This is a genomic window from Kitasatospora sp. NPDC059599, from assembly GCF_042735125.1.
In the GTDB taxonomy this organism is placed as follows: domain Bacteria; phylum Actinomycetota; class Actinomycetes; order Streptomycetales; family Streptomycetaceae; genus Kitasatospora.
Genome location: NZ_JBHWCL010000049.1, coordinates 1 through 14496 on the forward strand (window position 1 = coordinate 1; position 14496 = coordinate 14496).

11 protein-coding genes are annotated in these 14496 nt (G+C 74.3%); 7 read left to right on the forward strand and 4 right to left on the reverse strand.

The genetic code is table 11. The features are described from left to right. Window positions 1–124: 124 nt before the first annotated feature. Window positions 125–640, forward strand: coding sequence for a ribonuclease (locus tag ACFV04_RS18740; protein WP_380530259.1), 516 nt, complete (start codon window positions 125–127; stop codon window positions 638–640). 40 nt (window positions 641–680) lie between these two features. Here ACFV04_RS18740 and ACFV04_RS18745 read toward each other — a convergent pair whose 3' ends face one another. After that, a complete protein-coding gene (locus ACFV04_RS18745) occupies window positions 681–1676 on the reverse strand; it encodes a hypothetical protein (protein WP_380346240.1) in 996 nt (331 codons plus the stop codon). A 108-nt stretch (window positions 1677–1784) separates the two neighbouring features. Here ACFV04_RS18745 and ACFV04_RS18750 point away from each other — a divergent pair, with 108 nt between their 5' ends. Continuing rightward, window positions 1785–3050 (forward strand): ADP-ribosylglycohydrolase family protein, encoded by a 1266-nt coding sequence (locus tag ACFV04_RS18750; protein WP_380530264.1) that lies wholly within the window; start codon window positions 1785–1787, stop codon window positions 3048–3050. Here the strand turns inward: ACFV04_RS18750 and ACFV04_RS18755 are convergent. Next, window positions 3040–3774 (reverse strand): GNAT family protein, encoded by a 735-nt coding sequence (locus tag ACFV04_RS18755; protein WP_360248836.1) that lies wholly within the window; start codon window positions 3772–3774, stop codon window positions 3040–3042. The two genes, ACFV04_RS18750 and ACFV04_RS18755, sit on opposite strands and share 11 nt — an antisense overlap. Before the next feature lie 645 nt (window positions 3775–4419). Between ACFV04_RS18755 and ACFV04_RS18760 the strand changes: the two genes are divergently transcribed. The 5 genes from ACFV04_RS18760 (at window position 4420) to ACFV04_RS18780 (ending at window position 11500) form a co-directional block, all read left to right on the forward strand. Next, window positions 4420–5364: a PAC2 family protein gene (locus ACFV04_RS18760; protein ID WP_360248839.1), complete on the forward strand. Its 945-nt coding sequence runs from the start codon at window positions 4420–4422 to the stop codon at window positions 5362–5364. Window positions 5365–5544: 180 nt separating this feature from the next. Next, a complete protein-coding gene (locus ACFV04_RS18765) occupies window positions 5545–6543 on the forward strand; it encodes an SGNH/GDSL hydrolase family protein (RefSeq protein WP_380346243.1) in 999 nt (332 codons plus the stop codon). A 231-nt stretch (window positions 6544–6774) separates the two neighbouring features. Next, on the forward strand, window positions 6775–8082 hold the full coding sequence (locus tag ACFV04_RS18770) for a deoxyguanosinetriphosphate triphosphohydrolase (protein WP_360248845.1): 1308 nt from the start codon (window positions 6775–6777) through the stop codon (window positions 8080–8082). Between the two features lie 103 nt (window positions 8083–8185). Next, a complete protein-coding gene (gene dnaG, locus ACFV04_RS18775) occupies window positions 8186–10090 on the forward strand; it encodes a DNA primase (RefSeq protein WP_380530269.1) in 1905 nt (634 codons plus the stop codon). A 156-nt stretch (window positions 10091–10246) separates the two neighbouring features. Further along, window positions 10247–11500, forward strand: coding sequence for a sigma-70 family RNA polymerase sigma factor (locus tag ACFV04_RS18780; protein WP_380530272.1), 1254 nt, complete (start codon window positions 10247–10249; stop codon window positions 11498–11500). A gap of 3 nt (window positions 11501–11503) precedes the next feature. Here the strand turns inward: ACFV04_RS18780 and ACFV04_RS18785 are convergent, their stop codons facing one another. Together ACFV04_RS18785 and ACFV04_RS18790 are read right to left on the reverse strand one after the other, a co-directional pair. Further along, window positions 11504–12640, reverse strand: a complete 1137-nt coding sequence (locus ACFV04_RS18785; protein ID WP_380530275.1) for a helix-turn-helix domain-containing protein — start codon at window positions 12638–12640, stop codon at window positions 11504–11506. Between the two features lie 389 nt (window positions 12641–13029). Beyond that, window positions 13030–14433, reverse strand: a complete 1404-nt coding sequence (locus ACFV04_RS18790) for a glutamate decarboxylase (RefSeq protein ID WP_380530277.1) — start codon at window positions 14431–14433, stop codon at window positions 13030–13032. Window positions 14434–14496 lie beyond the last annotated feature (63 nt).

Genomic DNA, 14496 nt, shown 5'->3' on the forward strand with positions numbered 1-14496 from the left:
GCCGTACGTCTGCGCACGGGCCCGTGCGGCCGCCCGTGCGGCGGCCTGCGTGGCAGCCCGGTGTGGCGGCGGCCACGCGCGCTGCTCGTCGGGCGCGGCCCGGGTGCCTGCCAAGCTGGGGCGCATGACCAGTCGAAAGAACCCGCTCGTCGTCGTGGCCGTGCTGATCCTGGTGGTCCTGGCCGGGGTCGGGTACCTCCTCGCGAACGGGGGGAGCGGCCACCCCAAGGCCGCCGCGAGCCCCTCGGCGGCCACCCGCGCGGGTTCCCCGGCCCCCAAGTCCTCGGCCCCCAAGCCGTCCCCGCCGGCCGGCGGCGCCCCCTCCGCGGCCGGTAGCTGGGTCCCCGCCGATCCCGCGCTGGCCGACGTCTGCCGCACCAAGCTCCCCAGCCAGGCCCAGGACACCCTCGGCCTGATCGCCAAGGGCGGGCCGTACCCCTACAACCGTGACGGCATCGTCTTCGAGAACCGCGAGAGCCGGCTGCCGAAGAAGGCCGACGGCTACTACCACGAGTTCACCGTGGTCACCCCGGGCTCCGGCGACCGCGGCACCCGCCGCGTGGTCACCGGCACCTCCGGCGAGCAGTACTGGTCCGCGGACCACTACGCGACCTTCCAGGAGATCGACCCCCGCTGCTGAGCCCCGCACCGGCGCCGGGCCGCCGTGAGCCTGCGCGGCGTCACCTCGCCCGGCGCCAGGTGACCCGGGCGTGCGGGCCGTGCGGGCCGGTGGTGACCAGGGCGGTCAGTTCGTGCAGCACCGGGGCCGGGTCGCGGCGGAGCTGGACCGGGGTGGTGCGGACCACCGGGAGGCCGGCGGTGGTGAGCCGGTTGGCGCGGGTCAGGCCGCGTTCGTGGTCGGCCGGGCGCAGGTGCCAGGCGCGGGAGTCGATCTCCAGGGCCACGCAGGCGTGCGGCCAGTAGGCGTCCGGGACGGCGAGGAAGCGTCCGTCCAGGAAGAGCACCGGGTTCCACAGCGGTTCGGGCAGGCCCGCGTGCGCCAGCAGTTCGCGGGCCTCGCCCTCGACCACCGAGCGCACCCCGGCGGTCAGGTCCTCGACCACCCGGGCCACGTGCGGCAGCCCGAGCGCGCCCGGTCTGGTCAGCAACTGGTCCAGCAGTTCGCCGAGTTCGCAGTGCCGCCGCTGGACGGCCTCCGCGCACAGCGCCCGGAACCGGCGCTGCCCGGTCTCCTTCGGCGCGAGGTCCGCCAGCGCCCGCGCGACCGTGGTGCTCCACAGCCCGTCGTCCCGTTCGAAGCCGCCGGGCATCGCCCCGCCGGCCCGGAAGATCCGGACGAACTCCCGGTCGCAGACGCGTCGTTGGCGGGGGATCAGTACGTCGACCGCGCCGATGTCGGCCGGGTGCCCGGCGCTCGGCAGCCCGGCGTCGGCCAGCACCGCGAAGCCGGTCAGCAGCACCTCCCCGGCCTGTGGCTCGGTCCCCTTCGGCGCCGCGTAGGCCAGGGCGGCCCGCAGCCGCTGATGGATCGTCAACCTGCCGCTCTGCAGGCAGATCACCCGGGGCAGGACCTGCTGCCAGGGTCCACCCGGCCGCAGCCGGTGGGCGATGGTGCCGGAGGGCACCCCGAGCCGGCGCAGCTGCGCCCGGGTGGCGATGTGCTGCTGGTCGGCGCCGAGCAGGGCGACCGGGTCGAGCGGGTTCGCGCGGGTCATGCCAGGGTGTTTCCCGCCCGGATCGGGGGTATGCGAAACATCCCCCGTCGGTGGCGTCCCGGCAAACGTGTTGACGAAGGGGCGGTCGAGCGGCTGAGCTGGCCCCATATGACGACCCCACACACGGGCCCCGCGTTCGACGCGCTCGTCGGCCTCTCCGTCGGTGACGCCCTCGGCGCCCAGTTCTTCGTCCCCGGTACCGCCCGCGCCCACCTCGCCGCCCGCACCGACCCGCCCGGCCCGTGGCCGTGGACCGACGACACCGAGATGGCCTGCTCGGTGTACGCCGCCCACGCCGAGCGCGGCGCGATCGACACCTTCGACCTCACCCACGCCTTCGCCCGCCGCCACGACTTCGACCGCGGCTACGGCCCGGCCGCCAACCGGATGCTGCGGCTGGTCCGCGAGGGCGGCGACGCCCGGACGCTGGCGGCCGAACTCTTCGACGGCCAGGGTTCGTACGGCAACGGCGCCGCGATGCGGGTCGCCCCGCTGGGAGCCGCGTACGCCGGGGACCTCGACGAAGCGGTGCGGCAGGCCGCGCGCACCGCGGTCATCACGCACACCCACCCGCAGGCCGTCGACGGGGCCGTTGCCGTCGCGGTCGCGGCGGCCCTGGCGGTCCGGGCCCGGACCGAGAGCACGACGCAGGAGTCCTTCCTGGGAGCCGTCGCCCACCACACCCCGCCGGGCGCCGTGCGCGACGGCCTGATCGAGGCGATCGGCCTGCTCGGCGAGCCGGACCTCCGGGTCGTCGCGAAGGTGCTCGGCAACGGCAGCCGGACCTCCGCCGCCGACACCGTCCCGTACGCCCTGTGGTGCGCCGCCCGACGGCTCGCCGACTATCCGGCCGCCGTGTGGGAAGCCGTCGCGGCCGGCGGCGACATGGACACCGTGGCCGCGATCACCGGGGGAGTGGTCGCCGCGCGCACCGGCACCGCGGGTGTCCCGGAGGGCTGGCTGGCCGCCCGGGAGCCGCTCCCCGGCTGGGCGTTCCCGGCGCCCGGATCCGTCACCGGCGGCCGGGGGCGTACGGACATGCTGGTTCCGCGGCCGCACCCCGTCCCCGACGTGCAGTGGACCGACGAACAGTGGCAGCGCATCCGGGCCGGGCGGCACACGGACGTGCTGGACCACCGTTGGGCGGTGCACACCCACGAGGGTTCGGTCAGGATCTGCCGGCCCGGGGACGGCCACCCGGTCTGGGAGGTGGCGGTCACCCGGGTCCGCGGTGGCTGGCGTCCGACGTCGGCGGTCGTCGAGTCGAGCCACCACCGCTGGTCGGTGCCGCCCGGGGACCCCCACGGCACGGCCGTCCTCACCTGGGTCCTGAGGAACGCCGCCACCGGCAGGTGGTCCCCGGTCAGGCCGTGATCATCAGCTGCCCGGCGCCGCCACCGCCCGGTCTAAGGCACTCCTGGTTGATCGCCGGATCCGGGGCGCTCGGCGAGGTGGCGGCGGCGATCCGCAGCTCGATGATGTCCCGGACGGCCGGCCACTCGGCGTCGAGGATCGAGTAGAACGCGGTCGAGCGCACCACCCCGTCCAGCCCGCGCGAGTGGGCCCGGCGCACGCCCTCGCCCGTCGCGCCGAGCCGCTCGATCGCGGCCCGCGAGCGCAGGTTGCGGGCGTCCGCGCGCAGCGAGATGCGCTGCACGCCCCAGGTCTCGAAGGCGTGGCGCAGCATCAGCAGCTTGGCCTCGGTGTTGATGCCGGTGCCCTGGGCGCGCGGCGAGAGCCAGGTGTTGCCGATCTCGGCGGCGTCCGGGACGGCCGTGGCGGGATCGCCGAACGGCACGCCGGGCACCGGCGGCCACACCATCGGGCCCTGCCAGTAGTCCAGTTCCAGGAACCGGGTGGAGCCCACCACCCGGCCGTCGGCGACGTTCACCGTCGCGAACGGCAGCGACCGTCCTGCGGCCTGGTCTGCGAGGGCGCGCGCGATGTAGTCGCGGGCCGCTTCCAGGCCGTGCGGGACGGGGGTGAAGGCGTAGGTCGTACGGTCCTCGGCGCCGGCCTCGGCGATGGCCTCGGCGTGGTGCGCGGCGAGTGGCTCCAGCCGCACGGTGCGGCCGGTGAGGATGACAGGTACGGGCACGGAACCTTCGGTCCTTCATCGGTCGGAGGGTGCCTCCCTCGCCGGGGTGCGGCTCGGGGTGCGGTGACGTTTTCGCCCCGGCCCGTGACCGTCCGCCGGGTAGCCGTGCGCGCCGGAGGATCCGGTCGGGCGGGGCGGGGGCGGCGGCCCGGAACGGGCGGCGCGGGTGCCGGAACGGACACGGGTCCTCGGACCGGTCCGGCGGGAAGAGCGAGGGGACAGTGTGCGTCCGCGAAATGGCCGAGAAGGAAACGAGAGCGCGAAGGGAAGCGGGCGGCCAGGTGAAGGCAAGATGCGTCGTGGGTGGCTGGCCGAGCACCGGACCGGGACGTGGCCGACGGCGTTACGGGACGACGTGACGACGACGCGACGATGCGAGGCAGCGAGAGGACGATACCCGCCAGAAGGCGGTGCGTCACTTCGCGGCACGCGAATGGCCGCGCGGGCTGCTACGGCGCCCTCCGGAACGGGCCTCCGCAGCCCCGTGACCAGGGATTCTCCGGTCCGGTGCGATCATGGTCCGGAGCGGTCGGACGCGCCCCCGAACGAGCCGTCCGGCGTGGCGGGAATTCCGGCGGCGCCCGGCACGCTGGAGAGGACGAGAAGCCGGTCGGACGACGAGCAGAGAACGGGGTTGGGTGCGCGGTGCGTGACTTCCAGGCGCTGTACGAGCTGGATCAGCAGGGCGTGGCCGCGGTGGCCGACGCCGCGGCGCAGTTGCGCGACACCGGCGCCGGGCTGGTGCTGCTGCAGCACTTCGAGGGCTTCATGGACGCCGGCGAGGCCGGCGGCCAGGTGGTGGCCCACCTGCTGGAGACGGGATCGCCGCAGGTGGTGGCCCGTTTCGACCACGACCGGCTGGTCGACTACCGGGCCCGCCGTCCGGCGATGGTCTTCGACCACGACCACTGGACGTCCTACGACCCGCCGGAGATCCTGCTCCAGCTCGTCCGCGACGCGGCCGGCGCGCCGTTCCTGCTGCTCAGCGGGCCCGAGCCGGACGTCGAGTGGGAGCGCTTCGCGGGCGCCGTCCGCGAGCTGGTGGAGCGCTTCGAGGTCCGGCTGTCGATCGACTTCCACGGCATCCCGATGGGCGTCCCGCACACCCGCCCGGTCGGCCTGACGCCGCACGGCAACCGGCTGGACCTCGCGCCGGGCTACCCGCAGTGGTTCGAGCAGGCCCAGGTGCCGGGCAGTGCGCAGGCGCTGCTGGAGTACCGCCTGGCCGAGGCCGGGCACGACGTCCTGGGCTTCGCCGTGCACGTCCCCCACTACGTGGCCCGCTCGGCCTACCCGGCGGCCGCCGTGCTGATCCTGGAGGCGGTGCAGTCCGCGACCGGGCTGGTGCTGCCGGGGACGGGCCTGCGCGAGCGGGTCGGCGAGGTCTACGCCGACATCGAGGAGCAGCTGACGCACGGGGACGGCGAGTTGCGCTCGGCGATCCGCGGCATGGAGGGCCAGTACGACGCGGTGGCGGGCTCCGAGGAGCGGGAGAGCCTGCTGGCCGAGCCGGTGGACCTGCCGTCGGCCGACGAACTGGGGCGGCGGTTCGAGCAGTTCCTCGCCGAGCACGAGCGCGGCGCGGAATAGCGGCACCGGCACCGGCGGAGCCCGCCGACGGGCCCGCCGACGGGGACCGGGATTCCCCTTGGGAGGATTTCGCGGAGGCGGGAGTCATCGGCCCCGTCCGGTCGTTGGAGCCGGAGGTGCCCGGGGGACGGGCTGCCGTGAGGAGCCGACCGTGAATGTTCGTACCCCCGGGGGGATGCCATGCCGAGGACCGCACGCCCGACCGTCGCCCTGACGGCCGGGCTGGCCGCGTTACTGCTGGCCGGATGCACCGGTGGAGGAGGTGCGGACAGCCAGGGGAAGGACTTCGCGGGCGCGGTGCCCGGCCGCGCGAAGGCCGGCGCGACCCCGTCGCCGACGCCCACCCCGCCACCCACCGGCCCGTACGTCGCGCTCGGCGACTCGTACACGGCCGGTATGCAGATCCCCCCGCAGACCGGTGAGCCGCGCGGCTGCTCCCGCTCGGGGGCCAACTACCCGTCCCTGGTGGCCAAGGGCCTCGGGGTGGCGTCCGGGCAGTTCCGGGACGTCAGCTGCACCGGCGCCACCACCGAGGACCTGACCGGGGCGCAGAACACCGGCAACGGCACCAACCCGGCCCAGCTGGACGCGCTGAGCGCGGACACCCGGCTGGTCACCCTCGGGATCGGTGGCAACGATGCCGGCTTCATGGACGTCGTCGTCGAGTGCGCCAAGGACAACCTGCTGGACGCGGTGAAGGGCGTGATCAAGCAGACCCGCGCCGCCTCGCCCTGCCGGGACCACTACTCCTCCGGCGACGGCACCGACGAGGTCCAGCGCAGGGTGGACACGGCGGGCGACCGGCTCGGCCGGGTCCTGGAGGACGTCAAGCGGCGCTCCCCGCAGGCCAGGGTGTACGTGATCGGGTACCCGACGCTGCTCCCGGCCGACCCGTCCGGCTGCCTGCCGGTGCTCGGCAAGACCGTGGCCGTCGCCGACCTGGGCTTCCTCGCGGAGAAGGAGAAGCAGCTCAACGCCATGCTCAAGCAGCACGCGGAGGCTGCCGGCGCGGTCTTCGTGGACACCGCCGGACCCTCGGTCGGGCACGACATGTGCGCGGGGGAGGGCGAGCGCTGGATCGAGCCGCCGGTCCCGGCGCGCGGCCTGGCCCCGATCCACCCCAACGCCAAGGGGCAGGAGGCGGAGGCCGGGATCGTCCTCAAGGCGCTCCGCGGCTGATCCACGGGCGGCCCGTGCGGCCCGGGCGCCCCGGTGTCCGGGGGCGGAACGACGCGGTCCGGGCCGGCCCGCACGGGGCGCCGGGGTGGGCGCGCGGAGCTGCGCCGTCCGGGTGAGGAGGATTCACCGGGACGGGCACCCGCGCGCCGCGCACCGTTCACGCCCCGGCCCGCGCTCCTTCGCGCGCGGCACCCCCCGCGTGTCGGGGGTGCGGCGTACCGTGAGCGGCATATGGATGACACCGCGCACAGCCTCGCCGCTCCGACCCCGTACGACCACACCGCCGAGGCCCGCTGGGTCCCCGAACCCGACAAGCGCCCGGGCCGGACGGCCTTCCAGCGCGACCGTGCCCGGGTGCTGCACTCGGCGGCGCTGCGCCGGCTGGCCGGCACCACCCAGGTGGTCGCCCCGATGCGCAGCGACTTCCCGCGCACCCGGCTCACCCACTCCCTCGAATGCGCCCAGGTCGGGCGGGAGTTGGGCGCGGCCCTGGGCTGCGACCCGGACCTGGTGGAGACCGCCTGCCTGGCCCACGACATCGGCCACCCGCCCTTCGGCCACACCGGCGAGGAAGCCCTCGACCAGGCCGCCGAGGAGTGCGGCGGCTTCGAGGGCAACGCCCAGTCGCTGCGCATCCTGACCAGGCTCGAACCCAAGCGCTTCGCCCCCAAGGAGGAGCCGTCGACCCGGCTCGCCCCCTGGCCCGGCCGCAGCGTCGGCCTGAACCTGACCCGCGCCGCGCTCGACGCCGCCACCAAGTACCCGTGGAGCAGGGGCGCCCACCCCACTGACCCGGCCTCGCCCAAGTACGGCGTCTACGCCGACGACCTGCCGGTCTTCCGCTGGCTGCGGGCCGGCTCCCCGGCCGGGCGCAAGTGCTTCGAGGCGACGGTGATGGACTGGTCCGACGACGTGGCGTACTCCACCCACGACGTCGAGGACGGCCTCCAAGCCGGCCACATCGACCCGGCCGCGCTGCGCGCCCCGAGCGAGCGCGCCGAGCTCTTCCGGGTCGCCGAGCGGTACGCCGGCGACGCCGGGCCGGAGGAGCTGGCCGCCGCCCTGGACCGGCTGCTGGACCAGGAGTGGTGGCCCCGCTCGTACGACGGCACCGCGCGCGACCGCGCCGGGCTCAAGGACCTCACCAGCCAGCTGATCGGCCGCTTCTGCCTGGCCGCCGAGCAGGCCACCCGCGCCCGCTACGGTCCCGGCCGGCTCACCCGCCACGGCGCCGAACTGGTGGTGCCGCGCGACGTCCGGCTGGAGTGCGCGGTGCTCAAGGCGGTCGCCGTCCGCTTCGTCATGCAGCGGGACGAGCAGGCCCAGCTGCGGGCCCGCCAGCGGATCGTGATCGCCGAGCTGGCGGACGTGCTCACCCGGCGCGCCCCGGAGGGCCTGGACCCGGTGTTCGCCGCCATGTACCGCGAGGCCGAGGACGACGGCGCGGCCCTGCGCACGGTCATCGACCAGATCGCCACTCTGACCGACGCCTCGGCACTGGCCCTGCACGCCAAGCTCGTCGGCGCCGCCCGGGCGTGAGGGCGGGCCGGGGGAGGCGGCCGCCCCCCCGCGGCGGCCCCGCCCGCTCCGGGCGGGGCCCCGGCGCAGCCGGAAAGCCCGGCGGTCCCAGTAGACTTCCGGGGTGGCCGGGCGGATCAGGGACGAAGACGTACAGGCGGTGCGCAGCGCACTGCCGATCGACGCGGTGGTCGGCGACTACGTACAGCTGACCAATGGTGGCGGCGGCGAGTACAAGGGCGTCTGCCCCTTCCACGACGAGAAGTCCGCCTCCTTCTACGTGAACCCCGCCAAGGGCGTCTTCCACTGCTTCGGCTGCCAGGAGAACGGCGACACCATCGCCTTCCTGATGAAGATCGAGCACTTCACCTTCGCCGAGGCCGTCGAGCGGATGGCCGCCCAGGCCGGCATCACCCTGCGCTACGAGGAGGGCGGCTACAGCCCCCGCCACCAGCAGGGCGAGCGCACCCGGCTGGTCGAGGCGCACAAGGTGGCCGCGGCCTACTACCAGGAGCAGCTGGCCTCGGCGGAGGCGGAGATCGGCCGTCGCTTCCTGGCCGAGCGCGGCTTCGACGAGGAGGCGGCCAAGGTCTTCGGCGTCGGCTACGCGCCGGCCGGCTGGGAGCACCTGGTCCGCTACCTGCGCGGCAAGGGCTTCACCGACAAGGAGATCCTGCTCGGCGGCCTGGCCTCGCAGGGCCAGCGCGGCGGCCTGATCGACCGCTTCCGGGGCCGGCTCGTCTGGCCGATCCGGGACATCGCCGGCGAGGTGGTCGGCTTCGGCGCCCGGCGCCTGCGCGAGGACGACAACGGCCCGAAGTACCTCAACACCCCCGAGACGCCGATCTACAAGAAGTCCCACGTGCTGTACGGCATCGACCTGGCGAAGAAGGAGATCGCCAAGTCGGGCCGCGCGGTGGTGGTCGAGGGCTACACCGACGTGATGGCCTGCCACCTGGCCGGGGTGACGTCGGCGGTGGCCACCTGCGGCACCGCCTTCGCCGAGGACCACATCAAGATCATCCGTCGGCTGCTGATGGACACCTCGCAGTACCGGGGCGAGACGGTCTTCACCTTCGACGGCGACGCGGCCGGCCAGAAGGCCGCGCTGCGCGCCTTCGAGGACGACCAGAAGTTCGCCGCCAAGACCTCCATCGCGGTCAGCCCGGGCGGCATGGACCCGTGCGAGCTGCGCCTGGCCCAGGGTGACGAGGCGGTCAAGCAGCTGATCGACAACCCGGTCCCGCTGTTCGAGTTCGCGCTGACCTCGGTGGTGGCCCGGCACCGGGTGGACACCCCGGAGGGGCGCTCGGCGGCGCTGGAGGAAGCGGCTCCGATCGTCGCCAAGATCAAGGACCGCTCGATCCAGCACGAGTACGCCGTCCGGCTGGCCGGCATGCTCGGCATCCTGGACGAGCCCTTCGTCGTCCGCCGGGTCTCCCAGCTGGCCCGCTGGGACCGCGAGCGCCAGCAGAACCCGCGCGGCGCGGCCCAGCGCCGCACCGAGCCGGCCCAGCCGGCGCGCCCCGCGCAGCCCGCGTTCCGGCTCAACCCGCGGGACCCGGCCCAGTTCGTCGAGCGCGAGCTGCTCAAGCTGGCGCTGCAGCACCCGGACCTGGTGAGCCCGGCCTTCGACCACTACGGCGAGGACGAGTTCCCGACCCCGCCGTACACCGCCGTCCGGCAGGCCATCGCCAAGGCCGGCGGCGCCGCGTACGGGGCGACCCTGCCGGACTTCACCAGCGCCGTGCGCGAGGCGTCCCCGGACGACCGGGTGCGCTCGATGGTCACCGAGCTGACCGTCGAGCCGGTGCGTTCGCGCCGCAAGGTGGACGCGATCTACGCGGGGGAGTTCCTGGTCAAGCTGCGCCTGCTGGCCGTCGACCGCCGGATCACCGAGGTCCGCGGCTACCTGCAGCGGCTCGGCCACCGGGCCGACGCCGAGCAGCAGCACGCGGTGCAGACCGAGCTGTGGCAGCTCCAGCAGTACGGCGACCAGCTGAAGAGCCGGGGCGCCGCGGCACTCTAGGCCCGGTCCGGCCAGGCGTTCGAGGGCGGGCCGGGCACGCGCTGCACAGAAAGTCGGCGCACGAGTCTCGGCCACGGAGTGTGGCGTACCGCACACTGGAGGGCGTCCCACCTCCGATCAGCGCGGGTCCGCCAGAGTCGCGCCCGCCCCGAGGGGATGCCCGTGGAGCAAGGCCTCGTCGCAGCGACCACCACCAGTACGAGAGCGAACCCCGCCGGCCGGGCCGGGGACCAGGAGCCGGACCACGGCCGGGCCGGGGCGGCACCCCCGGACGGCGCGCGGGTCCCCGCCCAGGGCCTGCCGGAGGGCCACCCCGAGAGCGCTGAGAGCCCGGAGAACCCCGAGAGCCCGGACGCTTCGGACTCCCCGGGGCCCGGGGCGGACGCCGGACCCGACGCGGATCCCGAGGGCGGTACCGGCAGCGACGCCGACGGCGACGGTGACACCGACACCGGCTTCGGCGCACCGGACGAACACCGCCTGCCGGCGGACCACGGCGGCCCGGCCGCCGACCTGCTGCGCCAGTACCTGCGCGAGATCGGCCGGATCCGCCTGCTCACCGCCGCCGAGGAGGTCGAGCTGGCCCGCCGGGTCGAGGCCGGCCTGTTCGCCGAGGAGCGGCTGAACGGCCACCCGCCGCCGCCCGACCCGCTGGTCGGCGAGCTGGACACCCTGGTGGTGCGGGGTCGGATCGCCAAGCGTCGGCTGATCGAGGCCAACCTGCGCCTGGTCGTCTCCGTCGCCAAGCGCTACGTCGGCCGCGGGCTGACCCTGCTGGACCTGGTCCAGGAGGGCAACCTGGGCCTGATCCGGGCGGTGGAGAAGTTCGACTACGCCCGCGGCTACAAGTTCTCCACCTACGCGACCTGGTGGATCCGCCAGTCGATGAGCCGGGCACTGGCCGACCAGGCCCGGACGATCCGGGTGCCGGTGCACGTGGTGGAGCTGATCAACCGGGTGGTCCGGGTCCAGCGGGGGCTGCTGCAGGAGCGCGGGCTGGAACCGACGGCCGCCGAGATCGCCGCGGTCCTGGAACTGACCGCGGAACGGGTGCGGGAACTGCTCCGGCTGGCCCAGGAGCCGATCTCGCTGCACACCCCGGTCGGCGAGGAGGACGACGTCGCGCTCGGCGACCTGATCGAGGACGCCGACGCCGCCTCGCCCGCCGAGTCCGCGACCTTCCTGCTGCTGCGCCAGCACCTCGACGCGGTGCTGGCCACCCTGGGCGAGCGCGAGCGCCAGGTCGTCCAGCTCCGCTACGGGCTGGACGACGGCCGCCCGCGCACGCTGGAGGAGATCGGCGCGGTGTTCGGCGTGACGCGGGAGCGGATCCGGCAGATCGAGTCGAAGACGCTGGTCAAGCTCCGCGACCACGCCTTCTCCGAACAGCTGCGCGGCTACCTCGACTAGGACCTAGGCCGGCGTCGGCGCTCCGGTCCCGGGTGCCGCCGCCGGCGCCGTGTCGGTCGGTGCCGGGGCCGCCGGGGCGGTCGCCGCGCCCGCTCCGGTGCCCGGCGGCGGCGAGGCGGGGCCGATCGGGATCGGGGTCGAGTCCACGACGGCGGCCAGGTCGAAGACCTCCGAGGTGCAGATGTCCCCGGCCGGCTGGTGCCCGCAGAGGTGGAAGCCGATCGTCGGGTCCGCCGCGTTCAGCATGTTCGAGTAGTTGTCGTAGCCGTAGTGGATGAGGCCCTGCTCGCTGTCGCCGGTGCTGTCGATGATCGTCGCGAAGTCGCCCGGCTCGCCCTCGGTGATCGCGGCCCAGGCGGCCTGGCACTTCTGGCTGTACCGGAGGTAGATGACCACCTTGCCGATGACGTCGGTGTGCAGGGTCCGCGCGTCCTTGCCGCACCCGGTGTTCTTGGGGTCCTTGTGGTCGCAGCCCATGGCCTGGCAGGTGGGGGTGGCGGGGACGGGCTTGGCGGTGGTGGCGGACGCGGCCGGGGAGACGGCCGGGGCGGCGGTCGGGGCCGGCTCGGCGACAGCCGTCGGCTGCCCGTCGTGCCGGGCGGCGCGCAGGCCCACCAGCACCAGCAGGACTGCCAGCAGGGTCGCGCCGGTGACCAGTGCCGCCGGGCGCCGCCACCAGGCGACGGGTCCGGGCCCGGGCGCCTGGCCGGTCACCAGGGCCTCCTCCGGTTCCCCGTCGGACGGCTCGTCCGGGGAGGACCCGTCGGCGGCCGGTCCTCCGGCGGCCGGTTCGTCGGCGGACGGCGCACCGGGGCCGTCGGGTGCCTCAGCGGCCTCGGCGGACGCGGACGGCTCGGCATGCTCGGCCGATTCCTCCGGCGCGGCCAGCGCCCGCTCCCACAGGGCCCGCAGCGCGGCCCCGTCGCAGTCCACCGCGCGGATCAGCGCGTCCAGCGCCTGCTCGGTGACGACCCGCTTGCCGTTCAGCCAGCGCTCCCAGGAGGCGCGGCTGTAGTGCGTGCGCGTGGCCAGCTCGGACAGCGAGAGGCCGGCGGCGTCCTTGATGGCACGGAGCTCCTCGGCCAGGTGTCTGGCGGGCTCGGACAGCTCCTCGGGCAGGTTCTTCCAGGCGGAACCCATGCGGCCTTCCAAAGGTGAGGGGCGGAGCGGTGGACGGGACGGCGGAACGGGCTCCGGCCCTGGCCGTTCGGGTGTCTCCGCGTCTCCAACCTCATCGGCCTGGCGTCTCAATCCCCAGGTCATGGCGCTGAGACGGACGGAAGTGTCTCACAAGCCCCCGTGACGCTCGAACAACCCCGGGGCTGTCGTGCAGAGTTCTCTGGTCGGAGCGGTCAGCCGTCCGGTGGTTTCGTTCGGATACCGGACGGTCACGTGCCGTTCGTCCGAAATCCGTCCCGGCTCCCCCACGGAGCCGGGGCAGCCTCGCGGGGGGAGGCTGCCCCGGTTCGTCCGGGACGTCCGACGGGAGGGCGCCCATTCGGCGCCCTCCCGTCGTGTCGTCGTCTCCGTCAGTGGTGGAAGCCCGACCGGATCGGCACCCCGAGGTCCTTGAGCGGGACGGGCTGGCGCCGCAGCTCGGGCAGCAGCCGGTTGAGGTCGGCCAGCAGCAGGTCGGCGAGGTCCCGGGAGAAGCCGTTGCGGCAGACCACCCGGAGCACCGCGAGGTCCTCCCGGTTCGCCGGGAAGCTGTACGCGGGCACCTGCCAGCCGCGTTCGCGCAGCCGCCGGGAGACGTCGAACACGTCGAACGTGGTGTTCTCGGCTGTGGTGAAGGCGAAGACGGGCAGTTCGTCGCCGTGGGTCAGCAGCCGGAACTCGTCGATCTTCCCGATCTCCGCGGACAGGTACGTGGCGACCTCGCGGCAGGCGCCCTGGACGGCTCGGAAGCCGTCCCGGCCGAGCCGCAGGAAGACGTAGTACTGCGCGATCACCTCGGCGCCGAGCCGGGAGAAGTTGAGCGCGAAGGTCGGCATCTCGCCGCCGAGGTAGTTGACCCGGAAGACCAGCTCCTCCGGCAGGGACTCCTTGTCGCGCCACAGGGCCCAGCCGACGCCCGGGTAGACCAGGCCGAACTTGTGCCCGGAGGTGTTGATCGAGGAGACCCGGGGAAGCCGGAAGTCCCACACCAGCTCCGGGTCCAGGAAGGGCGCCACCATGCCGCCGGAGGCGCCGTCCACGTGTACCGGGACGTCGGTGCCGGTGCGCTGCTGGAACTCGTCCAGGGCGGCGCAGATCTCCGCGACGGGCTCGTACGAGCCGTCGAAGGTGGAACCGAGGACGCCGACCACGCCGATGGTGTTCTCGTCGCACAGGGCGACCGCCTGCTCGGCGTCGAGGTGGTAGCGCTCGCCGTCCATCGGCGCGGTGCGTGCCTCGACCTCCCAGAAGGTGCAGAACTTCTCCCAGCACACCTGGACGTTGACGCCCATCACCAGGTTGGGCCGGGCCCCGGCGGCGTAGCGTTCGGCGTTGCGCCGCATCCAGCGGCGCTTGAGCGCCATGCCGGCCAGCATGCAGGCCTCGCTGGAGCCGGTGGTGGAGCAGCCGACCGCCCCGTCCGGGTCGGGGGCGTGCCAGAGGGCGGCGAGGATCGCCACGCAGCGCCGCTCCAGTTCGGCGGTCTGCGGGTACTCGTCCTTGTCGATCATGTTCTTGTCCAGGCACTCGGTCATCAGCCGGGTGGCCTGCACCTCCATCGAGGTGGTGACGAAGGTCGCCAGGTTGAGCTTGGCGTTCCCGTCCAGCATCAGCTCGTCGTGGATCAGCTGGTAGGCCGTGTCGGCCGGGACGGGGCCCTCGGCGAGCCGGTGGAGCGGCGGCGCCAGCTCCATGGCGCCCAGTGGGTCCGCGGTGCCCACGAACGGATTGATGCTCAGCCGGCGGTCGTCGCCGGCTCCCTTGTGCAGCGCCATGGAACGTCCTTCGCCTCGGTGGCGGTGTCCCGTCCCACGCTGCCACCGGGTGCCGGGTGACGC

Bases quoted from the DNA above. Each gene is read 5' to 3' on its own strand.
- ACFV04_RS18740 (WP_380530259.1), top strand. From the start codon at position 125: ATGACCAGTCGAAAGAACCCGCTCGTCGTCGTGGCCGTGCTGATCCTG.
- ACFV04_RS18745 (WP_380346240.1), bottom strand. From the start codon at position 1,676: ATGACCCGCGCGAACCCGCTCGACCCGGTCGCCCTGCTCGGCGCCGAC.
- ACFV04_RS18750 (WP_380530264.1), top strand. From the start codon at position 1,785: ATGACGACCCCACACACGGGCCCCGCGTTCGACGCGCTCGTCGGCCTC.
- ACFV04_RS18765 (WP_380346243.1), top strand. From the start codon at position 5,545: ATGCCGAGGACCGCACGCCCGACCGTCGCCCTGACGGCCGGGCTGGCC.
- ACFV04_RS18770 (WP_360248845.1), top strand. From the start codon at position 6,775: ATGGATGACACCGCGCACAGCCTCGCCGCTCCGACCCCGTACGACCAC.
- ACFV04_RS18780 (WP_380530272.1), top strand. From the start codon at position 10,247: ATGCCCGTGGAGCAAGGCCTCGTCGCAGCGACCACCACCAGTACGAGA.
- ACFV04_RS18785 (WP_380530275.1), bottom strand. From the start codon at position 12,640: ATGGGTTCCGCCTGGAAGAACCTGCCCGAGGAGCTGTCCGAGCCCGCC.
- ACFV04_RS18790 (WP_380530277.1), bottom strand. From the start codon at position 14,433: ATGGCGCTGCACAAGGGAGCCGGCGACGACCGCCGGCTGAGCATCAAT.